The organism is Escherichia sp. MOD1-EC7003, from assembly GCF_002965065.1.
Lineage (GTDB): Bacteria > Pseudomonadota > Gammaproteobacteria > Enterobacterales > Enterobacteriaceae > Escherichia.
In genome coordinates this window covers 1-19,077 of record NZ_PTRE01000029.1, presented here as the reverse complement: position 1 = coordinate 19,077, position 19,077 = coordinate 1, and the positions used below count along the sequence as shown (strand labels likewise).

The window sequence follows — 19,077 nt, the reverse complement described above, 5'->3', positions numbered from 1 at the left end:
AGGGTGAGACCGCGAAATCTGAGCGGGTGAACGACCGGAAAATCACGGCAGACGGGAAGGAGGGACCGGGTGACCGCAGCGGCGAAGCGTACCCTTGCATCCCTGCCAGCCCGGCTAAGATGGAGGCACGGCACAGCCCGCACACGACGCTGAGGCCACAGAGCTGAAAACCCACAAGGCCATGCCCCGCATGGCCGGGTAAAAGCGGAGCCGCCGGCGACTTCCTTATTCCGGCGAGTGCAGAGGACACGCCGCATGACCTCCAGACCACCCTTGATATGAAACGATCATGATCGGCGTGTCCCTGCGTAAAATATACATGTCTGGTTCACCGGAGAATATCTGTGATATCCACAAGTTTTCTGTCGCACAGCCAGTCCTGCGCTTCACGCACCACGCTACTGTCGGGTTTCACCGCTTTCAGCGATGATGCCAGTCGCTTGATCAACATAACCAGTTCCCGTGTCTGTATGTCCGGCATTGTCTCCGGCGGAGCAGAGGGACTCTCATTTCCGACGCCCATCCCATGCGCTTCCAGTGTGGCACGGACAAACCAGGCGGCATCGACCAGTTGCTGGCGAATCCAGGTCAGATCGGCATTTCTGTCACGGGCTGCCATTCGCTCACCCGACAGCACCTTGCTGATATGGCTGCGCACCAGATTATCCAGGAGTTCCTGCGCTTCTTCCGGTGAAAAGCCACCTGGTATCTCTGTGCGCAACAGTCCTTTCCTGTACAGTAGCTGCAGCAGATCAATCTGCGACCGCACTGCAACTATCAGTACATAACGGACAATATTCGCACTGGCGGTGGTTTCTGTATCATTCAGCAGTTCCTCCGGATCATTACCACCGGTATTGCAGAGCAACGGCAACAGAGGTCGCATCCACACGGGAACGTGATATTGTTCGGCTGATTTCATCATATTGCGTTCTCCAGCTTGTTCGGGATCATCCACTGCTCAAGTGCACGTACCTGTACCGGTGCACCACGACCGGCCTCACCGGCTTCAAAAATCAGCCGCCAGAGTGGTTCCTCCTGCCAGAAAAACCGGTCAAATGATGACAGTGATGGAAAACGCCCGCACCACCCCCAGAAAATCGTTTCCAGATCATGCTCCTCAACAACACCAGACCAGCGGGACAACCAGCTTCCGACCGTGGCGGGAGTATGAAACGCAAGGTCAATCTGCGCCTGAGCAAAACATGTCTGGTATTCCAGTTCCCGTCGTTCTGCCTCACGTTCCCGCTGGCGGCTGTATTTCTGCTCTGTCAGCGTGGTTTTCTGACGACGCCGCTCACCTTCACGAAAAGGAACGGACGGGAACAGACGATGCCCCGCATCGGATGGCAGGGGAAGAACACAGACTTCACCAAAACTTTCAATCAGTTTATCCACGGCAGCCAGCCACAGGAGACGGTTGCCATGAAATTCCTCCTTCGTCAGCGCAGGAGCAAAAAAGCGGAGATCGGTCAGCGAAATCCGGCGACTGCCATTCAGGCAGCGAAAGAAAGCGCTGGCATAAGGCCATGCTGAAAGTGTGCGTCCCTGACGACGACGTTGTTCGGTGACAGCCACAGCCTGCATGGCGGCCTGTTGCTCTGCGCTGAGGGGGATCAGTGCCCGTGAACGTGCGCTCATGCCTGACCTCCTTCTGCCATCAGGATATGGATGATGTCGTTAACACTGTACCCCTGCGCATCAAGTGTCGCGGCAAGCGCCAGCGTGTGACTGATAGCGACAGGCGTGAAGATATGTTGCACCTGAACGACGGAGAAAGGCTGTCCACCACAATTCACCAGAACCAGCATCCAGAGCTGAGAGACGTCACCCGGTGAACATAACGCCAGGTGAAAACGTTCGTGGGCTGGCGTGAAACGAACCTGGACGGGGAAAAAGCCCCCGAACTCACTGCCATACTCGCCATTCATCATCCAGTTAGCCGGTGCGTCCACTTCACGCATCACCTCGTGAGTGAGATTACGGCGCATATCGCTTCCCGCAGCACGGATATCTTCATATTCCTGTGCGTTCATGGACTGCAGGGCATTCAGGGTCAGTTCAGTTTTCATCACGGTATCTCCCTTGCTGCCGCCCCGTCTCCGGCGGGGCGGTGTGGTTGTTCATCAGGCGGCATCAGCCAGGTTATCGGTGCGTTCAGTGGCATCTGTCTGTGGATGTGGTGCACACATCCAGCCTGGAACCCAGCGGTTGTCTTTCATATGGTGCTCTGCATGTTCAGCCGCATCACCTTTCTTCATCTTCTCTGCGTCCCGTGCGGCACCGGACAGTCCGGCATCATTCAGGGCTGCGATAATCTGCGGCTTTTTCAGGTGTCCGAAGAAGTTTGCTTTCGTCGGCTGCCACCAGTCGCGCATGTGAAAACCGATGGCGCTCTCCAGTGAGTCAAGCGGACTGCGTGACGTGTGACCACACTCGCGGGTCTGGACACCGTTAAGACTGCACGCGGTACAGAAGCTGAGCAGGGATAACAGCACCTCCTGGCTGAGTGACAGGAACGTCGTCATATCCCGTTCCCATCCTTCCGGCAGCAGGGCAGCAAAACGAGAGTGTTCTGCCATCAGCGCCATGAATGCGGCACCTTCCTTCCCCGACGGTGCATCGCTGGTCAGCGCATAATGCTCACATGCCAGGCGAATTCTGGCGGGACTACTGTGCGCTTTGCTGTCAAACACATTCAGGCAGAGCGTCCATGCCAGCAGTGCCAGGGATTTGTCCGGTTGCTGCATCAGTGCTGCCTGGACTGCCAGCGTGCGCTCTGAGGTCAGTTTAGTCAGCAACGGCAGACTGATTTCCTCCACTGACGCGCTCTCCAGCCCCTGTTCCGTGCGGTCAGCGTCGTCAGCCACATCATCCTCACTGCGCAACTGCACACCACGCTGGATACACACATTACCGTAACGCCAGGACACCACCACGCCACTTCCGGCACGCATCTCCGGCGTCCACGCCCTGACCTTCGCCATGCAGTCAATCAGCTTCATTTCTGCTGCCAGCAGGTCAGATTCCTCACACTGTTTTTCCAGCGCGTCGTAACGTGCCATCAGTTCGTTCAGGTGTTCTTCTTCCGCCTCCGTCAGCACCGCTTCCGGCTCCGGCAGGTTGCGGTATGCCCGGGCATCTTCACGGCATTCACCGACAGGCTCCATGCGTCCGGCGCACCATCCCCAGCCCTCGGCTTCCCGAAGGAACTCTGCGACAGCCTGGAGTTTTTCCAGCAGGGCAGCATCGAGTGCCACGCAGTCCACATAGCCACCCTCGTCGTCGCTGAACAGGTCAGTGCGCAGTTCATCTGGCGAGAAGGCATCAGCCCCCACGAAGCGGAATTTACTGTTCCCTGCCACCGCCACTTCACTTTCGGTCACCAGACGACGAATGGTCTGTACTTCCGGTTTACCGCCCCATCCCGACTGACAGGCGGCTTCAAACACCTGCACCTGACGCGCGGTGTCGTTCTCCAGCGCCAGCGCCTGACAGTGTTCGGTGGTGATGCGGTCTTCTGCCAGCGCATCGAGGATGACAGGCGCAAGGTCAGCCAGTTTCAGCATTCGCTGAACGTGGCGGGGTGAATAGCCCAGCAAATCACCGATTTGTGCAGGTGTTTTGCCTTCCTGCGCCATTGCGCGGAATCCGGCAATCTGTTCGGCAGGGTGCATATCCCGACGATGACCGTTCTCGGTCATCGATGCGGCAGTCGCCAGCTCCTGCGGAATGACCTTCACACGGACAGGCCAGTCAGCCTGAATGATGTCACGTTCTGCCAGCATGTTGAGTGCTGCCAGTCGGCGACCACCTGCGGCGACACCGTAACGGTCACCTGGCAGGGCATGAACAACCAGATTCTGCAGCAGGCCGACTCCCTTAATGGAATCAGCCAGTTCACTGACGGACTCCGCAGAATACGGCACCGTGCGCACATTCAGCGGTGATTTAATCAGTGAATCCAGCGGCACGCTCACTTCCTCCGTCTGCGCCAGCAGGGCAGACAGTGCAGTTTCCTGCGTTTTTACAGATTTACGGCTTGCTTTGCGGGTAGTTTCTGGTTCACACTTCGTTACAGGCATAATCATCCCCTTATAATTGCTTATGTCCTGCCGGACGTTCGCGCGTCCGGCACCTCTCTTACTTAAGAATCCCGAAATCCCTGATGTACTGGTTCATCCAGTACCCGGCACCGTCCTCAAAATTCCAGGAGCGCCAGATCAACGTGCCATCCTGACGGACAACCAGGCGAAAATGCGTTCCCTGATCATCCTCGATAAAGACGTTCCGGTACTGTGCGGCAACGGCTTCCGCCTGTTCGCGGGTAAAGGAGCCGTCCGGCAGTCCCTGAAGTATTCTGAAATATTCGCTCATCCTCATATCTCCGGTGATGCCCCGCACAGGGCGGGGCGGTTGTCACAGTCAGCCCGATCAGAACGGGATGTCGTCTGAAAACCCGTAATCCTCCCCCTCCGGCGGTTGCGGCTGAGGCTCTGGCTGCGCGGCCTTACGTCCACGGCCTTTCGTTTTCGCGCCACCTTTTTTCGTCGCGTCAGCACTCTGTGACTGCCCATTCTGCTGAGGCTTCGGTTGCGCCTGAGCGTTCTGCTGTGGTGCACGTCCCAGCATCTGCACGGTGCCCGTGGTCTTAACAAGAATTTCAGTGACGTAACGGGTGATACCGTTATCTTCCCAGCTACGGGTGCGAAGCTGACCTTCGATGTAGACCTGCGCACCCTTGCGCAGATATTCACCTGCCACTTCCGCGAGCTTGCCGAACAGCACCACGCGGTGCCATTCCGTCTGCTCCCGCATCTCCCCCGTCTGTTTGTCACGCCAGCTTTCTGATGTGGCCACCTGCAGGTTTGCCACTGCGCCCCCGTTGGGGATGTAACGGACTTCCGGATCATTGCCCAGACGCCCGACGAGGATGACCTTGTTGATACCACGTGCACTCATAAGAACCTCCTGACTGAAAGATGTGAGATAAACCGGATACCGGCGACGGGACGTTCATGTGCCCCTTCAGAGGAGCGAAAGCTCCTCCTGCCGTCCACTTCTTCGGGGTTTCTCCCCGCAGTGGACCTTTCCGATGGGGGCCCGTTTACCGCCTCACGGGACAGCTGTCCGGGGGCGGACGCAAAATTTTTTGCCGGGTTCATGGCTAAAAATTTTGTGGCCGGTGCATCTCACCCTGGACAGATGGAACGGGAGGGGGTTACGTCTGCCCCCGGAAAGTCCACAGCGGGAAACAGGCCGCAGGGGTGGCGGCAGGAGGGAGGACTGCTGCGCCATCAGGCGCAGTTTCCTCACACACCGTCAGGTGTGCAGGGAGCGCAGGTCACGGCGCGACAGGGGCGGCGCGACCGTAACGGTCGCTGCAAGCCCGGGTTTTCACGCATCGGACCGTAGCGGCAGCCCGAAACCGCGCCAGCGGGTTCGGCGGAGACTGGCGGGTGCGCCAGCAGCTGCCTGTCGGAGTCGGGCCTGACGACCGGATGCCGCCAGGCAGCCGGGAGCCGAAGTGGGCGCAATAAAAGACAACCATAAACGGTGACAGTGTCACGGAATATCACATCTGTTCCTGGCATACAGCCATACACTACCTTCTGACCGGAAAGCCGGGCCGGCAGCGCCGCAGGCGCTGCACCCCGCGTTTCCGGCAGGCGTCAGCCTGCCAGGGGTTTTCGCGCGGGCTGACAGGCGGCCTCCACCGCCTGCCCCTGTATCACCTGTTTCTGCTGCCCTGTAAGATGTAGTGACCGCCCAGGAAAACCGCCTGCTGATTCGCCACAAAATCGCAGATTTCATCAACAATCTGCGCGGTGGTGAGCGGTTTCTGCCCCATTTCACGACGCCGCGCATTAATCACGGCCCTGTAATTACGCAGAATTTCGCGGGTTTCTGTGCTGATATTCATGACATCGTCTCCCCGTCCAGCGCCTGTAACACAACGTCCATTGCTTCGCGTTCCTCCCTGACGAATGCGTCACCGTCGCCCCCGTTCTCACTCCCGACGGCATACAGGCGCTTCATTTCACTGCCTGCCAGCGCCATCACTTTTTCCAGCATCACCGCCGGGACTGTCACATGACGGCTGGCGCGCTTTTCTTCCATCAGTTCACGAACAACGTCGTGAACAACGCTGACATCCGCACCATGCTCAAAGGCATCGTCCAGCCGCTGCATGACGGTTTCCAGCTCATCGTCTGTCAGACTCCAGTCCTGGGCTATGTGACGCACATCCCCACGGGTCAGCACCACGGCAAAAACGCATTCACTGTCCGGCACGTCTGTATCCAGCACTTCGCGGATAATTTCTTTAACAGTACAGTACATGTTCTCGTCTCCTTTACAGGGGCGGCATTGCCGCCCCGTCCGTTAATCAGTCCAGAGCCGCGTAAATCGCGTTGCATTCGGGGTGAAATTCGATGTGACGCCACAACTGCGCATCGCGCATCCGGTAAAGCTGGGTCAGTCCTGCATCCCCGCTGTCGTGGTACAGCCACAACTGGCGGTTAATCACAAGGGAGGTAAGGATGATGCCTGCGGCATCAGCACTCACGGTACGGTCAAACCAGTTTGCACCGTTCACCATGTGGAAACGGTCGCCATCCGGCATCATGTAACCGCCACCGTCCGGCAGGCGGATGAAGTGCCAGAAGCCTCCCTGATATTCCGGCATCATTTTTTGCGCCAGCGCGTACACATACGCCTCGGCATACAGAAAATCGTTGCCAAACAGATACGGCAGAAAGGAGAGACGGTCGCACTCTTCAACATTCAGAGTGACAGGTTTCGCATATTGCATGATGTTTTCCTCCGTTGTTCACATATTCCGCGACACCGGGCGGTGCCGTGCCTCCATAAAAGCCGGGCGAACAGGCGGGGATGCAGGGGCGCAAGGGAAGCCGCAGCCTGACGCACACGGCTGACGGGAGTTGCAGGGTGAGACCGCGAAATCTGAGCGGGTGAACGACCGGAAAATCACGGCAGACGGGAAGGAGGGACCGGGTGACCGCAGCGGCGAAGCGTACCCTTGCATCAACGCCAGCCCGGCTAAGATGGAGGCACGGCACAGCCCGCACACGACGCTGAGGCCACATAACTGAAAAACCACAAGGCCATGCCCCGCATGGCCGGGTAAAGCGGAGCCGGCGGCGACTTCCTTTGTGCTCTGTCCGGGGACCGGCAGGAAAAAGGCGGGGATTTACCCCGCCAGTGTCATCATTTCCGGATTTTTGCCAGGGCATCCGCCATGCTGCGGATTTCGGTCCGGGCTTCCCGGACCACCTCCCGCAGAACACCACGGTCAAACCAGCGGCGGGGCGGTTCATCGGGTATACGCAGCACATCGCAGGCCAGCCCACTGGACAGGATATGCTCAATACAATCGCTGACCAGGTACATTTCCACCGACGAAAAACGTGCTCCCCGGTTCACGATGGCATCGAGCACCACGGGCAGGTTTTCGTCATCTTCATCGAGCCAGCAGGGGTGATCGCTTTCCTTCACGACCAGGCGAAAGCGGCGCGTCTGGCGGGTCAGCAACGTCTGACCGGTGGTGGTCAGCGCCGCACGGATACGCCGCGCATCTTCTGCCACCTGGTAACAGATGCTTCGTACCGCATCGTGCACCGCATCAAGAACAGCCCTGATTTCGTCTTCGGTCAGCCATTCTCCGGCATACGGGAAAGACACCTGCGTTCCGTCTGCCGGAAGTACCGGCAGCGACTGCCACTGACTGCCGGACAGTACCAGTTCCGCCCCGGTTCCGGTCAGTCTCTGAATGGCGGAGGCCAGGAGCGGTGGCAGTACGCCGCCGTGACGGTTGATAAGTAACGTCGCCAGCCGGGGCGCATCCAGCCGCACGTAAATGCTGATCCAGCCCGGATAGTTCGGATTTCGCTGGTCAACATCCGTCTCTTCCGGCCAGCCCTGCGCCAGCAGCAGGTTACGGGCGTGACGACAAACCAGTGCATTCAGCGTTTTGTTCATGATTAAGCGTTCTCCCTGTATCGCCGCCCGCAGGGCAGGCGGCGATAACATCAGTTGTTTTCGTGTGTGTTGTTTTTCAGCAGGGTGCGGGCCTGATTAATCACTGCCTGACGGCGGGTAACACATTCCGGGACGGCAAGGCCGTTATCACGGGCGGCCCATTCACGTTTCCACAGTGCCTGTTCAGCGGTCTGAATCAGGGACGCCAGCAGTTCAGCAGAGACGGTCACCAGGCGGTTTTCGCTCACGTTGCTGATAATCTCCATCGCAGCGGCGGAAGAAATACCGGACTCCATCCGCTGGTCTTCCGGGATGTCCTCCAGGTGCGCCAGGACAGTCCTGATTTCATGATCGGTCAGAGAAATTTCCATACCGTCGGCCAGTGCCTGAATCTCTTCCGGGGACCAGATAAGCAGCATCAGCGGCGTGTTTCCCGGATACTTTGCTGCCAGCTCACGGCAGAGCGTTTCGCATGTTCCGTACATTTCGTCTCCTCCTTAATCTTTGAAGCACGCATCCAGTTCAAGAATTTCGGTATATGCCTCCATCAGGAGGCGGTTTGCGCGAAACAACGTCTGACGCACCAGACGTTCCGGCAGGGTGTCAGCATTAAAGCTGTACCGCCGCTCCATCTCATTCATGGTTGTACGCAGGTCGCACATGGCATTGGCCACCTCCGCCACTTCGGCGCGAAGTTTTTCGTGTCCGGCATAGTTCATTTACGCAGCCTCCGGCATAAACCAGTCATCATTCGCGGCCCCCTGCTGCATGGCCCGTTGTACGGCAGCCAGTCGTTGCTGTCCGGCACGGTGATACTGCTCAAGCAGCTCGATACCGATATACCGGCGTCCGGACTGGAGGGCGGCAACGCAGGTTGAGCCGCTGCCTGCAAACGGGTCCAGCACAATTGCGTTCGGGTGTGTGAAGCTCTCAATCAGCGGTTGCAGGCTGGTAACAGGCTTTTCCGTCGGGTGATGATGATTGCCTGAATATTTCCAGCCCAGCACGTCCGGCAGCGGTTTTTGTGGCAGACGTGGACGGCCTTTTGCCAGGATGTAGGCGCATTCGTGGCGATAGCCCACATATGCGGCCTTCGATGTGTAGTTTTTGGTGAAGACCAGGTGACCAACAACGCTGAATCCCGCATTTTTCCAGGCGGCCATAAAGCGATCGACGCGGTTCCAGCCGTAGAAGCTCACCATTAACGCGTCTTTTTTCAGCACGCGGAACATTTCATTACAGGCCGGTAGCAGCCACTCATCGGTTTTATCGCCGGCGATGGTGCGCCCGGAACGGTCACGGAAACCGACGAGATATGGAGGGTCGGTGAGGATGAAATCAATGGCGTTATCAGGAATACGGGCCATAACATCGATGCAGTTACCGAGGACAAAACGGGACATACGAAACTCCTTCTCTTACAGAGGGCACCGGGAGGGCACCCCTGTGGTGCCCGTTCCCCGCTGCCTGTGGGCTGTTCACCGCGTCCGGTAACGGGTCAGGCCGACCGTGGAATATCGCAGCCGTCGTCTTTTTGACGGCGAGAATATGCCGCGAAAGCGGCTTGAAGGGCGTTCATCAGAAAAGGGCGACGGGCTGGCGTACACTGTCACCGATGCCAGCCGGGAGCGGTAAAAGCGCCCGTCCCGTGCCCGGCCGGACGCGGGACACTGACCACAGGCAGCGTTTATGCCGCGCCGCGTCAGCCGGCGCAGTAAAAAGAGGAGCACGGCGACATCCTTTGTCGGAAAAGAAACGGGCGGTTTCCCGCCCGTCTCCGTCATACTTCATCCGCCATAATGCGCCACATTGTCGACTATCCACGCAGGTCCGGTGACTTCCGGCAGCTCATCGTCATCTGTCGGGGAAGACCATTCCAGTTCCCCCCACAGCACATCAACGAGCTCTCCGCGCTCATACAACTGCCAGCCACAGAAATCACAGCCCTGTTCGGCATACCAGTGCTCCAGCGTGCAGCTGAAACGGCGGCTTAATTCTGCAATAACGTCGCTTTCCGGCTGACACCACGGCGTGTCGAAATCCACCTGAATGAAGTTGTCTCCCTGACTACTGATATTCACCTCATACCCCACAGGCCACTTCACGCCATACTGTTCCGTATACCAGTGATATGCAGAAGGAACACCGTTCAGAACACCACCGTTAAAGCCATTCACTTCAACATCCAGGCGGGTGGGCAGAACCGTCAGCAGGTCAAACGGCATGGTTTTTTCCGGCAGTACGTTGTCACACAGACGGTTCCACCACACCGATACATCCTCGTTACTCCAGAAGCCACACCAGTCACCTCTTTTTGCGGTGAAAAGTGCGGTGATGGTATCCCTGACATCGTCCGGTAATCCTTCCCAGCGACACTGTCCAGTACCGCTCTGCAGCCAGAGTTTATGCAGCATCAGGCAGTTTTGCTCATCCAGCAGTACACCGTCCTGCAGGTATGTCAGCCAGCGGGTGAACGCGATATTCTCCGGCGATACAACGCCACGCCCGGCAGCCGTCAGTCCGGGGCATGGTTCAAACCGCACATCTTCAGTGGTCTGCAGAAGTCCGGCACTTCCGGCCAGAAACAGCTGAATACCTTCATTTGTGGCGCGGCGATAAAGCGGTGTGACTGCACCGCTGGCCAGTCGTTTAATCTCAGCAATCTGTGCCGGTTCACCAGAAAAATGCATACGATTTGAGCACCAGTTTGGCATGGGAATTCTCCTCTCACATGCGGCCTCCATCAGGCCGTGCCGCACCTGTAACCGGGCGACCGCATACGAATGCAGGTGCGGCCCCGAAGCCGCAGCGCGTGGAGGAGGAACGACGAAACGTGACCGGGTGAGGAGGCCGGCGACAGCGACACACTTGCATCGGATGCAGCCCGGTTAACGTGCCGGCACGGCCTGGGTAACTAGGTATTTTATTCACAGAACCGTGCGCAAAATGCTGTGGATAAGCTGGACACAGCAGTCCACAGCAGGCATACCGCCACCCCCTCAGAGAATTGAGCGTTTTTTAGTCACAATAATGACATTTGACTGTGTGTGGATTCAGTTATTAGAATACTGTATATGCATACAGCAATAGAAAAGGGAGATGAGAACATGATCCGCATTGAAATTCTTTTCGACCGCCAGAGCACAAAAAACCTCAAATCAGGCACACTTCAGGCGCTACAGAATGAAATCGAACAACGTCTGAAACCACACTACCCGGAAATCTGGCTGCGTATAGACCAGGGCAGCGCCCCGTCTGTATCTGTCACAGGAGCCCGCAACGACAAGGATAAAGAACGTATCCTGTCTCTGCTGGAAGAAATCTGGCAGGACGACAGCTGGCTGCCTGCAGCATGAGTACCGTTTATCACCGTCCGGCTGACCCTTCAGGCGATGACAGTTACGTGCGCCCGTTGTTTGCCGATCGTTGCCAGGCCGGTTTTCCTTCGCCTGCCACTGATTATGCTGAGCAGGAACTGGATCTGAACAGCTATTGCATCAGCAGACCTGCAGCCACCTTCTTTCTGCGCGCCAGCGGTGAATCGATGAACCAGGCTGGCGTGCAGAATGGTGATCTGCTGGTAGTGGACAGGGCCGAAAAACCACAACACGGGGACATCGTTATCGCTGAGATCGACGGTGAGTTCACCGTCAAACGACTGCTGTTGCGCCCACGCCCGGCACTGGAGCCGGTTTCAGACAGCCCGGAGTTCCGCACACTGTATCCGGAAAACATCTGTATTTTTGGTGTTGTCACTCACGTGATACACAGGACGCGGGAGTTACGCTGATGTTTGCACTGGCTGATATCAACAGTTTCTACGCCTCATGTGAAAAAGTTTTCCGCCCGGACCTTCGCAACGAACCGGTCATCGTACTCAGCAATAACGATGGCTGTGTGATCGCGCGCAGCCCGGAGGCAAAAGCCCTTGGCATCAGAATGGGGCAGCCCTGGTTTCAGGTGAGACAAATGCGCCTGGAGAAGAAAATACATGTATTTTCCAGCAATTATGCGCTGTACCACAGCATGAGCCAACGGGTTATGGCTGTTCTGGAGTCGCTTTCTCCCGCAGTTGAGCCCTACTCAATTGATGAAATGTTCATTGATTTGCGGGGGGTGAACCGTTGCATCTCTCCGGAGGTTTTTGGTCATCAGCTCAGGGAACAGGTAAAGAGCTGGACAGGACTCACCATGGGGGTGGGCATTGCGCCTACAAAAACGCTGGCTAAAAGTGCACAGTGGGCAACAAAGCAATGGCCACAGTTTTCCGGTGTGGTCGCGCTGACGGCAGAAAACCGTAATCGGATCTTGAAGCTACTGGGGCTGCAGCCAGTTGGTGAGGTCTGGGGAGTAGGACGCAGACTGACGGAAAAGCTGAATGCACTGGGTATTAACACAGCACTGCAGCTGGCGCAGGCTAACACGGCATTCATCCGGAAAAACTTCAGCGTCATTCTTGAGCGTACGGTACGCGAACTCAACGGCGAGTCCTGCATATCCCTGGAAGAAGCACCACCGGCAAAACAGCAGATTGTCTGTAGTCGCAGTTTTGGTGAACGAATCACAGACAAAGATGCCATGCACCAGGCTGTTGTTCAGTATGCAGAGCGGGCCGCAGAGAAACTACGTGGGGAGCTTCAGTATTGCCGGCAGGTGACGACATTTGTACGGACATCCCCCTTTGCAGTAAAAGAACCCTGTTACAGCAATGCCGCTGTGGAAAAGCTTCCATTGCCCACACAGGACAGCCGGGACATTATTGCCGCCGCATGCAGAGCCTTAAACCATGTCTGGCGTGAAGGGTACCGCTATATGAAGGCAGGAGTCATGCTGGCTGATTTCACACCATCGGGTATAGCGCAGCCGGGATTATTTGATGAAATCCAGCCCCGTAAAAACAGTGAAAAGTTAATGAAAACACTCGATGAACTGAACCAGTCGGGAAAAGGGAAAGTGTGGTTTGCGGGGCGAGGAACCGCCCCTGAATGGCAAATGAAACGGGAAATGTTGAGTCAGTGTTATACAACTAAATGGCGAGATATTCCCCTGGCCAGGCTGGGTTAGTTCAGTCATCTCCGAACATATTTTCAGCGTTTCTTCTGGTCTGGTCTTCACCGTCATTTCTCGACAGACTCTGCTCTGTAAGAGGAGTACTGCAATCCACAGACGTATGGAGACCAGATTGTTTTTCCAGTAATTCAAGCAATTTCTTTTCAACCGAAAAAGCACCTGGTATCACGCTGGAAATCACCTTATTAATATCATCCAGAGTCGTATTTTCTGTCAGTAACTCCGATATCAGCAAAGGAAGACGTTTATCTATAGCTGCAAACGCCGCACCAGTAACTAACATCGCGCGCATGAAACGTCCCCGCTCCTTCAGTTTTTCATTTGCAATGAGCTCATCTGCTATCTTATCTCCTGTCCGTTCATCCGGGAAAAGTTCAAATGAGCAGCGTCTGGATTTATTTTCATCACTCATTAGTCACACCACCTTTCATTTTTATCATTCCCATGACTAAATCAAACTGCGGGGATGAGCTCAGATAAAAGCGCTCATCAGGAACCTTAGTCAGGTTCTTCACAGCCTCGGCCACAATTTCAGCCCCACCACCAACACACATTACATGTGTATAGTCGGTGAAACGGCTGATGACATCATTAACTCGTTTAATAAGCAACTTCTGCCGTTCATTGATAACATTAATGATAGACTCACGCTGTTCAGCATTATAAATGCGACGGGAAAGGTAGTCAGGTTCATTACGGTGCACAATGATATTGTCAGCCTGGAATGAGCTCACTCTTGTATTAGCATGTACAGCCATCTGTTCCTTAACCCCGGATGTAATCAGGGACACGCCGATATTTGGATCACACCAGGTTTTTGTAATCCCTGTCATTTTGCTACGAACATGCGACACATCAAGAGTTGTACCACCGAGATCTACGATCAAAAGGGATTCATCATCCTCAAGCCCCGCAAGAACACTGAAACCAGCGGGAATACTTTCAGGAAGAACGGAAACACTGCGAATAACAAATGCATCACTCCCCTGCACCCGTACTTCACGCATCACATTTTTTTTCTTTCTTTCAATGTTTTGCTTATTTTTCTGATTGTTGGCGTCAAGGTATTCAGAGATCGGCAATGTGACGATGACATCAACAGGCTGCGCTTTCAGGCCGGTCTGCTGTAGCGCATGCTGAATGGCCACAACATTCACATCACTGTACTGATAGCGTGTTTCAGTCGTTACGACAGCATCAGCACTTAATGGATCAAATGAAAACTTCTCGCCGTCGATCTCGTAATTAGCCGGGGCAGCATCATCCAGTAAACTAAAAGACCATTCCGGTTTAAAGCTGTTAGGGCTGATTAACGTTTTCACGTCACCATCCTCCAACCAGGCAAGTTTAATGTTGGTAGAACCATCATCAATAAAGATTTTCATAACCAGTCTCCGTTGCTCATAAACAAATAGAAAAAACAAACATGCTTCATACATGCAATGTATATTCAATTATAATGAAAAAACGGTCTTTCTGAAAGGACAAATGCAACATAAAAACACGATAAATTGCATGTACATTGTACACACAACTTTAAGACCAGAGGAAATCATAGATACAAAAACATTATGAAGGTTATATGTGATACATAAATGCAATATAAAAACATCGTGGACATCATGGTTCAGGTTAGGGGAAAAGGAATGAAATGGTGAAACTGAGAGGAAAGGAAAGCGGTGACGAATCATGTCACCATAAACAGAAAGATGTCTAATGGGGACTCTTTAGGTACGTGAAGAATCCCCATAACGCATTTAAAAGACACACATCAGATACCCTTAAGGTATCCGATAGTTTATTGACCTATTGCACCATCACGTTCAAGCTTCTCTCTTATAGCCTCAATAATATATGAGCTAAAATCCAGAGATGTTTTACTGGTCGCTTTAAGTTCCGCATGAGCTTCAAAATACGACAGCGGTATGGCCTTAAGATTCTTAGCCTTCGTCCTGGCAGCCACGGGACGACCTGAAACTTCCTCTGCACCTTCATTTGGCTGAGACGGGGCTGTTGCTGTTACGGCAGAAGAAGAAGTTTGTAATCTGGCAGAATCCACCAGGTTTTTCAGTTTTTCAGCCTGTGCACTAAATTTCGCTTTGCTCATGAGATAACCCAGGATGTTTGTTAGATACTTAAAAGATATCCATTAAAAGCCCAAAGGATACTATATGGATACCCAATAGACACACCTTACTGTTTGTTATTTTCAATCAGATGATTGATTTCTTCGATCAGGGCAATAACTTCCTTACCTCCTGCCGAATAGCGCCCATGAACAGACTCAGTGATTCCCATCCCAGTCTCAATGACATCCTCAAATTCTGCACGAGCAGAAATGCGGCTCTTCATCAGCTTCAGATGTTTGAACGATGGCAGGATTGCATCAAGCTTAGGGAATTTCTTCTTGTTAGGATTAACTTTACAGAGATACAGGTGAGCAGTTATATCGGTCCCCATGATAGAGCTGATTTCGTCCAGTACTCCATCAAAATGCATCAAACCAATACGTTCAGTCAGGGAGTCTTTTGAAGGGACAATAACGCAGTCTGCAAAGGCAATCGCAGTACGGGTAAGATCTGAGTCAAATCCCCCACAGTCAATAAGTAACGTCTTATCGCTGTTCTTGTAGGGAGTCATAATTTCGATTAACTCATCCACTGTTTTGGGTACTTTCACGGAAATTTCTTTTCCTTCAGGTCTCAGCCCCAGAATGATAGAAAGCCCGGTATGAGTATCCAGATCAACTGTATCAGACTTCATTTCACCAACAATGTTTACGGATGAAGTTGTCTTACCCACACCACCTTTGGGATGCGTATTAGCAATAACAGGCATAGTGTATCTCCAGAATCCACATGTAATACCCATAAAGCCCCCATAAGACACCTTTCGGATATCCAAGAGGTACTCAATAGATGTTTTTTTACTCTATACCGGTCCTGCATGTCAACAGAATATGAAATACCGATAATATATCCATGAGATATCCGAAAGGGATTTAAAAAAGTCAGAGCTTATGGAATTCTTTTGAGCATAGACACCGCATCGGACTCAGGCATCGAAAACTGCACCCGGTGCCGTGCAGCCACATCCAGTGCAAACACCTTCGTGTAGACCTCCGTTGAGCTGATGGACTTATGCCCCATCAGACTCTGCAGGACCTTCAGCGGTATACCGGCATACAGCATATGCATCGCATAGGAATGGCGGAACGTATGTGGCGTGACCGGGACAGAGAACGTCACACCATCAGCGGCAGCGGCGGCAACCGCCTCCCCAATCCAGGTCCTGACCGTTCTGTCCGTCACTTCCCAGATCCGCGCTTTCTCTGTCCTGCCTGTTCGTTTATTACGCCGTTCCATGGGGATTTTCAGTGTGGCCACCATCGTCTGCAGCTGGCTGACGTACCAGGCGTCGGAGAGCGGAACCAGCCGGTGAGTCTGCTGACCGGCGGGCATTCTTCCTGCCGTCCTGGCGGCTTTTTCGGTCCGCTGCTTCAGAGTGGCCAGCTGCACAAACGGATACGGAGGCGTGAGCGAAAAATCCCCCCGCGTCAGCGCCAGTGCTTCATTAATGCGCGCACCGGTGTTCCACAGTGTGGCCAGCAGCATCTTGCGGCGCAGATCCGGGACGTAATGGAGCAGGGCGCTCACTTCAGGGGCCAGCAGGTATTTTGGCAGTTCATCATGAACCATCGACATCTGGCGGAGTGCCAGCGCTGCCGGATAATCGATGGCAACAGGAAGCTGAGCGGCATCCCGGGCATGGTGGATCGGTGCCGGCAGGTGCTGCATATCAGTGTTCACTCCACGGGGAAACGTCGGGCAGTTTTTCCACAACCCGGTACTTTCCCGGATAACGGAGCTGGTTACCGCCACGCGTCCAGACGGTGACAACAAAACCCCCGCCCTGGTTGTTTTCGGGGAGCAGGCGATCGCACTGCTCACTCAGCATGTGGATCACGAACAGCGCATCGCGGCCATCCAGCGTTCCCTTACTGATGATGACGTACTCAGCCCCCCGCATCTCCCTGAGTAAATGTTTTGCCGCATCCGGGACAAGCAGCCTGGCTGCGCCGGCATTCCAGCTGAGGTAGACATATCCGGCCTGCGCCTGTACAGACTGCCAGTAATCCGTTCCGGCGACAGCCTGACCTTCATTCTCAATAAAAAACATGGGTGACTCCTTTTTTCTTTTCCGGGCAGGGACGGTCATGCGATAACGTCATCCGTCATCACTGCCCTTACCGTCACGCCGTCTGATAACATCATGCCGTTATCATCATCACCATGATAACAAGCATCCATATAACCACGCCGTTAAATTACCGGAGAGCCGCTTCCGTCAGATCCGACTTTCCTGAATATCACAACTTTCCGGAAGTGTATCACGCTGAGGAAATAATCATATCGCTGTTTTCCGCCCCTGCGCGGCGCATCACAGGTCAGGGAGATGACACAACATATAGTGTCATCAGCAGCTGAATCAGGCACCACATGTTGTGCTGACGGGAGGTGGCGTTGTGTGGGGGGAGTGGGAGATCCGTAACCGCCGGAAACCGGATCTGCGCGGCGGGAAACGGGCAAATGATATGACAATTAAGCAACACACATAAAATCATATCAGATATTATCATAAATCAAGAGCACACAAATCATGCATGATATGATTTTTAGCTGTCGGAACATTATCAGATGGAGCATGCAGGATGGATGAAGAAAGGGTGTTTTCACTCAGCTATGAGCAGTTGACCCGAATAGCGGAAAAAAATATCCGTGAATGTGGGCTGGACAGCCAGAGCGCCAGGTGCCTCAATGAACTGAGGGCCTCAGCTCTGCTGTGGTTGTGGTATGAACTGGCCATTCATGGTGCGCCACAGAACAATCACGCACAGGCCCGGGAACGCATCGATACCGATTATCAGCGCCTCAAAAAACTCATCTGGTCGGAGGGTGACAGTTAATGACTCAGAGCCGCCGACCGTCGCCACTGCAGCGGAGAGTGCTGATTGTGCTGGCTGCCCTTGATGAAAAACGGCCGGGACCCGTGCTGACGCGGGACATAGAACGGGTGCTGGAGCGAAGCGGGGAAGCCCCGGTCTACGGGCCAAACCTGCGCGCCTCCTGCCGTCGTCTGGAGGATGCCGGCTGGCTGCGTACCCTGCGCGCTCCGAACCTGCAGCTGGCAGTGGAGCTGACGGACGCCGGCCGGGCCGTGGCACAGCCTCTGCTGCTGGCAGAACAGGACCGCCTCCGGGCAGAACAGCGTGCGGCAGAAGTCGTCGTACTGCCGCTGGTCCCGGCAGCAGGTCTGCCCGCAGACGGCACTTCTGCCACTGATCTGGCGGTGGAGCTGAACGGCATAACGTATCAGGCCTGCCGTGGGGATTTTGTGGTGCGTCTCGACGGCAGCACCTGTCTGCAGTTATGGAATAAAGAAGGCAGGGTGGTACGCCTGGAGGGCGATCCGCTGGAAGTGGCGCAGTGGCTGCAGGCCTGTCATGACGCAGGAATAGAGGTTCGCGTACAGATAAATGAAAGTAGCGTCCCGTAAAGGGGGCCTGAGTAAAGCGGCGCGGATGGCTGATTATTTCCAAGAATAATCGTCAGTTCAGGTATCGTGGATACCTGTAACAGCCTCCTGTGTACGAGCTAAATCCACACATCTTCTGCCGTAGCCAGGAACCTACTGGCTGAGTATTTCTGGTGGCAGAGCTACGTAAGTAGCCGTACCTGTATAGTAATCAGATATCCAGAGAAAACGTAATGAAAGATACAATTACTCCACTAAATTACACTAAGGAAGCCATAAAAGACCTGTCTGTCATGGAAAAAGGATTAAGGTCAAATGCACCTCTTACATCATATATTATGCGTCAGGTCATTGATATGCTGGACAGTAGTGTTAAGTTCATCTTACCGAACTGCTGCGATATTATTGAACCGTAAGCGGCTCGTCAGAACCGTATTGATATTTACTGAGAGCTCAGATCAACTTTCCAGG

27 protein-coding genes are annotated in these 19,077 nt (G+C 54.3%); 6 read left to right on the top strand and 21 right to left on the bottom strand.

Annotated features, from left to right (window positions below; translation table 11 throughout):
- Positions 1-328 precede the first annotated feature (328 nt).
- The 15 genes from A7090_RS04815 to A7090_RS04725 all read right to left on the bottom strand — a co-directional run bounded on the left by A7090_RS04815 (position 329) and on the right by A7090_RS04725 (position 10,715).
- Positions 329-925, bottom strand: coding sequence for a hypothetical protein (locus A7090_RS04815; protein WP_105273208.1), 597 nt, complete (start codon positions 923-925; stop codon positions 329-331).
- Positions 922-1,641 carry a plasmid SOS inhibition protein A gene (locus A7090_RS04810; protein WP_001276261.1) on the bottom strand — a complete coding sequence of 240 codons (720 nt, stop codon included), beginning with the start codon at positions 1,639-1,641 and terminating at the stop codon, positions 922-924. The genes A7090_RS04815 and A7090_RS04810 overlap by 4 nt, the downstream gene beginning before the upstream one ends.
- Complete coding sequence (psiB, locus tag A7090_RS04805) at positions 1,638-2,072, bottom strand: conjugation system SOS inhibitor PsiB (protein ID WP_000845898.1); 435 nt, start codon at positions 2,070-2,072, stop codon at positions 1,638-1,640. The genes A7090_RS04810 and psiB overlap by 4 nt, the downstream gene beginning before the upstream one ends.
- 54 nt (positions 2,073-2,126) lie before the next feature.
- Positions 2,127-4,085 (bottom strand): ParB/RepB/Spo0J family partition protein, encoded by a 1,959-nt coding sequence (locus A7090_RS04800; RefSeq protein ID WP_001145471.1) that lies wholly within the window; start codon positions 4,083-4,085, stop codon positions 2,127-2,129.
- Positions 4,086-4,143: 58 nt separating this feature from the next.
- Entirely contained in the window at positions 4,144-4,377 is a 234-nt protein-coding gene (locus A7090_RS04795) for a DUF905 domain-containing protein (RefSeq protein WP_000006024.1), read from the bottom strand.
- A 57-nt stretch (positions 4,378-4,434) separates the two neighbouring features.
- On the bottom strand, positions 4,435-4,962 hold the full coding sequence (locus A7090_RS04790; RefSeq protein ID WP_001276125.1) for a single-stranded DNA-binding protein: 528 nt from the start codon (positions 4,960-4,962) through the stop codon (positions 4,435-4,437).
- A gap of 769 nt (positions 4,963-5,731) precedes the next feature.
- On the bottom strand, positions 5,732-5,923 hold the full coding sequence (locus A7090_RS04770) for a hypothetical protein (protein ID WP_001027516.1): 192 nt from the start codon (positions 5,921-5,923) through the stop codon (positions 5,732-5,734).
- Complete coding sequence (locus A7090_RS04765; protein ID WP_000271741.1) at positions 5,920-6,342, bottom strand: DUF1380 family protein; 423 nt, start codon at positions 6,340-6,342, stop codon at positions 5,920-5,922. Before A7090_RS04765 ends, A7090_RS04770 begins: the two co-directional genes overlap by 4 nt.
- Before the next feature lie 46 nt (positions 6,343-6,388).
- Entirely contained in the window at positions 6,389-6,814 is a 426-nt protein-coding gene (locus tag A7090_RS04760; protein WP_001198928.1) for an antirestriction protein, read from the bottom strand.
- A gap of 416 nt (positions 6,815-7,230) precedes the next feature.
- Positions 7,231-8,001, bottom strand: a complete 771-nt coding sequence (locus A7090_RS25680) for a hypothetical protein (protein ID WP_001434682.1) — start codon at positions 7,999-8,001, stop codon at positions 7,231-7,233.
- A gap of 50 nt (positions 8,002-8,051) precedes the next feature.
- Positions 8,052-8,486 carry a DUF1380 family protein gene (locus A7090_RS04745; RefSeq protein ID WP_000274472.1) on the bottom strand — a complete coding sequence of 145 codons (435 nt, stop codon included), beginning with the start codon at positions 8,484-8,486 and terminating at the stop codon, positions 8,052-8,054.
- Positions 8,487-8,498: 12 nt separating this feature from the next.
- On the bottom strand, positions 8,499-8,720 hold the full coding sequence (locus A7090_RS04740) for a hypothetical protein (RefSeq protein WP_001104885.1): 222 nt from the start codon (positions 8,718-8,720) through the stop codon (positions 8,499-8,501).
- Complete coding sequence (locus A7090_RS04735; protein ID WP_000086144.1) at positions 8,721-9,404, bottom strand: DNA methylase; 684 nt, start codon at positions 9,402-9,404, stop codon at positions 8,721-8,723.
- A 75-nt stretch (positions 9,405-9,479) separates the two neighbouring features.
- A complete protein-coding gene (locus A7090_RS04730) occupies positions 9,480-9,785 on the bottom strand; it encodes a hypothetical protein (protein WP_015058890.1) in 306 nt (101 codons plus the stop codon).
- 3 nt (positions 9,786-9,788) lie between these two features.
- Entirely contained in the window at positions 9,789-10,715 is a 927-nt protein-coding gene (locus A7090_RS04725) for a DUF1281 domain-containing protein (protein WP_001134329.1), read from the bottom strand.
- Between the two features lie 393 nt (positions 10,716-11,108).
- On the opposite strand from A7090_RS04725, the gene A7090_RS04715 reads away from it, so the two are divergent.
- Genes A7090_RS04715 through umuC form a run of 3 tightly spaced genes read left to right on the top strand, consistent with a single transcriptional unit; the run spans position 11,109 to position 13,065 of the window.
- Positions 11,109-11,357: a DinI-like family protein gene (locus A7090_RS04715; RefSeq protein WP_000618110.1), complete on the top strand. Its 249-nt coding sequence runs from the start codon at positions 11,109-11,111 to the stop codon at positions 11,355-11,357.
- Complete coding sequence (umuD, locus tag A7090_RS04710; RefSeq protein WP_000109071.1) at positions 11,354-11,791, top strand: translesion error-prone DNA polymerase V autoproteolytic subunit; 438 nt, start codon at positions 11,354-11,356, stop codon at positions 11,789-11,791. Before A7090_RS04715 ends, umuD begins: the two co-directional genes overlap by 4 nt.
- A complete protein-coding gene (gene umuC, locus A7090_RS04705; RefSeq protein ID WP_015058887.1) occupies positions 11,791-13,065 on the top strand; it encodes a translesion error-prone DNA polymerase V subunit UmuC in 1,275 nt (424 codons plus the stop codon). The genes umuD and umuC overlap by 1 nt, the downstream gene beginning before the upstream one ends.
- 1 nt (position 13,066) lies before the next feature.
- On the opposite strand, the gene A7090_RS04700 is transcribed toward umuC, so the two are convergent.
- The 6 genes from A7090_RS04700 to A7090_RS04675 all read right to left on the bottom strand — a co-directional run bounded on the left by A7090_RS04700 (position 13,067) and on the right by A7090_RS04675 (position 17,250).
- A complete protein-coding gene (locus A7090_RS04700) occupies positions 13,067-13,483 on the bottom strand; it encodes a plasmid partitioning/stability family protein (RefSeq protein ID WP_001278818.1) in 417 nt (138 codons plus the stop codon).
- Positions 13,476-14,456 (bottom strand): plasmid segregation protein ParM, encoded by a 981-nt coding sequence (locus A7090_RS04695; protein ID WP_000688514.1) that lies wholly within the window; start codon positions 14,454-14,456, stop codon positions 13,476-13,478. Before A7090_RS04695 ends, A7090_RS04700 begins: the two co-directional genes overlap by 8 nt.
- Before the next feature lie 413 nt (positions 14,457-14,869).
- A complete protein-coding gene (locus A7090_RS04690; RefSeq protein ID WP_000030199.1) occupies positions 14,870-15,178 on the bottom strand; it encodes a hypothetical protein in 309 nt (102 codons plus the stop codon).
- 86 nt (positions 15,179-15,264) lie between these two features.
- A complete protein-coding gene (locus A7090_RS04685) occupies positions 15,265-15,909 on the bottom strand; it encodes a ParA family protein (protein ID WP_001144036.1) in 645 nt (214 codons plus the stop codon).
- A 179-nt stretch (positions 15,910-16,088) separates the two neighbouring features.
- Positions 16,089-16,868: a site-specific integrase gene (locus tag A7090_RS04680; protein ID WP_001164198.1), complete on the bottom strand. Its 780-nt coding sequence runs from the start codon at positions 16,866-16,868 to the stop codon at positions 16,089-16,091.
- Position 16,869: 1 nt separating this feature from the next.
- Positions 16,870-17,250, bottom strand: a complete 381-nt coding sequence (locus tag A7090_RS04675) for a hypothetical protein (RefSeq protein ID WP_000465035.1) — start codon at positions 17,248-17,250, stop codon at positions 16,870-16,872.
- Positions 17,251-17,782: 532 nt separating this feature from the next.
- Between A7090_RS04675 and A7090_RS04665 the strand changes: the two genes are divergently transcribed.
- From A7090_RS04665 to A7090_RS04655, 3 genes are all read left to right on the top strand, one after another.
- A complete protein-coding gene (locus A7090_RS04665; protein ID WP_000343106.1) occupies positions 17,783-18,037 on the top strand; it encodes a hypothetical protein in 255 nt (84 codons plus the stop codon).
- Positions 18,037-18,627: a hypothetical protein gene (locus A7090_RS04660; protein WP_001401589.1), complete on the top strand. Its 591-nt coding sequence runs from the start codon at positions 18,037-18,039 to the stop codon at positions 18,625-18,627. Before A7090_RS04665 ends, A7090_RS04660 begins: the two co-directional genes overlap by 1 nt.
- Before the next feature lie 212 nt (positions 18,628-18,839).
- Complete coding sequence (locus A7090_RS04655) at positions 18,840-19,022, top strand: hypothetical protein (RefSeq protein WP_241957262.1); 183 nt, start codon at positions 18,840-18,842, stop codon at positions 19,020-19,022.
- Positions 19,023-19,077 lie beyond the last annotated feature (55 nt).

Excerpts from the sequence above, each read along its gene's own strand:
- A7090_RS04695 (WP_000688514.1), bottom strand. The coding sequence starts at position 14,456 with ATGAAAATCTTTATTGATGATGGTTCTACCAACATTAAACTTGCCTGG.
- A7090_RS04790 (WP_001276125.1), bottom strand. The coding sequence starts at position 4,962 with ATGAGTGCACGTGGTATCAACAAGGTCATCCTCGTCGGGCGTCTGGGC.
- A7090_RS04745 (WP_000274472.1), bottom strand. The coding sequence starts at position 8,486 with ATGTACGGAACATGCGAAACGCTCTGCCGTGAGCTGGCAGCAAAGTAT.
- A7090_RS04800 (WP_001145471.1), bottom strand. The coding sequence starts at position 4,085 with ATGCCTGTAACGAAGTGTGAACCAGAAACTACCCGCAAAGCAAGCCGT.
- A7090_RS04765 (WP_000271741.1), bottom strand. The coding sequence starts at position 6,342 with ATGTACTGTACTGTTAAAGAAATTATCCGCGAAGTGCTGGATACAGAC.
- A7090_RS04795 (WP_000006024.1), bottom strand. The coding sequence starts at position 4,377 with ATGAGCGAATATTTCAGAATACTTCAGGGACTGCCGGACGGCTCCTTT.
- A7090_RS04760 (WP_001198928.1), bottom strand. The coding sequence starts at position 6,814 with ATGCAATATGCGAAACCTGTCACTCTGAATGTTGAAGAGTGCGACCGT.
- A7090_RS04815 (WP_105273208.1), bottom strand. The coding sequence starts at position 925 with ATGATGAAATCAGCCGAACAATATCACGTTCCCGTGTGGATGCGACCT.
- A7090_RS04700 (WP_001278818.1), bottom strand. The coding sequence starts at position 13,483 with ATGAGTGATGAAAATAAATCCAGACGCTGCTCATTTGAACTTTTCCCG.
- A7090_RS25680 (WP_001434682.1), bottom strand. The coding sequence starts at position 8,001 with ATGAACAAAACGCTGAATGCACTGGTTTGTCGTCACGCCCGTAACCTG.
- A7090_RS04690 (WP_000030199.1), bottom strand. The coding sequence starts at position 15,178 with ATGAGCAAAGCGAAATTTAGTGCACAGGCTGAAAAACTGAAAAACCTG.
- A7090_RS04810 (WP_001276261.1), bottom strand. The coding sequence starts at position 1,641 with ATGAGCGCACGTTCACGGGCACTGATCCCCCTCAGCGCAGAGCAACAG.
- A7090_RS04685 (WP_001144036.1), bottom strand. The coding sequence starts at position 15,909 with ATGCCTGTTATTGCTAATACGCATCCCAAAGGTGGTGTGGGTAAGACA.
- A7090_RS04665 (WP_000343106.1), top strand. The coding sequence starts at position 17,783 with ATGGATGAAGAAAGGGTGTTTTCACTCAGCTATGAGCAGTTGACCCGA.
- A7090_RS04725 (WP_001134329.1), bottom strand. The coding sequence starts at position 10,715 with ATGCCAAACTGGTGCTCAAATCGTATGCATTTTTCTGGTGAACCGGCA.
- psiB (WP_000845898.1), bottom strand. The coding sequence starts at position 2,072 with ATGAAAACTGAACTGACCCTGAATGCCCTGCAGTCCATGAACGCACAG.
- A7090_RS04730 (WP_015058890.1), bottom strand. The coding sequence starts at position 9,785 with ATGACGGAGACGGGCGGGAAACCGCCCGTTTCTTTTCCGACAAAGGAT.
- A7090_RS04770 (WP_001027516.1), bottom strand. The coding sequence starts at position 5,923 with ATGAATATCAGCACAGAAACCCGCGAAATTCTGCGTAATTACAGGGCC.
- A7090_RS04735 (WP_000086144.1), bottom strand. The coding sequence starts at position 9,404 with ATGTCCCGTTTTGTCCTCGGTAACTGCATCGATGTTATGGCCCGTATT.
- umuC (WP_015058887.1), top strand. The coding sequence starts at position 11,791 with ATGTTTGCACTGGCTGATATCAACAGTTTCTACGCCTCATGTGAAAAA.
- A7090_RS04740 (WP_001104885.1), bottom strand. The coding sequence starts at position 8,720 with ATGAACTATGCCGGACACGAAAAACTTCGCGCCGAAGTGGCGGAGGTG.
- A7090_RS04675 (WP_000465035.1), bottom strand. The coding sequence starts at position 17,250 with ATGTTTTTTATTGAGAATGAAGGTCAGGCTGTCGCCGGAACGGATTAC.
- A7090_RS04655 (WP_241957262.1), top strand. The coding sequence starts at position 18,840 with ATGAAAGATACAATTACTCCACTAAATTACACTAAGGAAGCCATAAAA.
- A7090_RS04680 (WP_001164198.1), bottom strand. The coding sequence starts at position 16,868 with ATGCAGCACCTGCCGGCACCGATCCACCATGCCCGGGATGCCGCTCAG.
- umuD (WP_000109071.1), top strand. The coding sequence starts at position 11,354 with ATGAGTACCGTTTATCACCGTCCGGCTGACCCTTCAGGCGATGACAGT.
- A7090_RS04715 (WP_000618110.1), top strand. The coding sequence starts at position 11,109 with ATGATCCGCATTGAAATTCTTTTCGACCGCCAGAGCACAAAAAACCTC.
- A7090_RS04660 (WP_001401589.1), top strand. The coding sequence starts at position 18,037 with ATGACTCAGAGCCGCCGACCGTCGCCACTGCAGCGGAGAGTGCTGATT.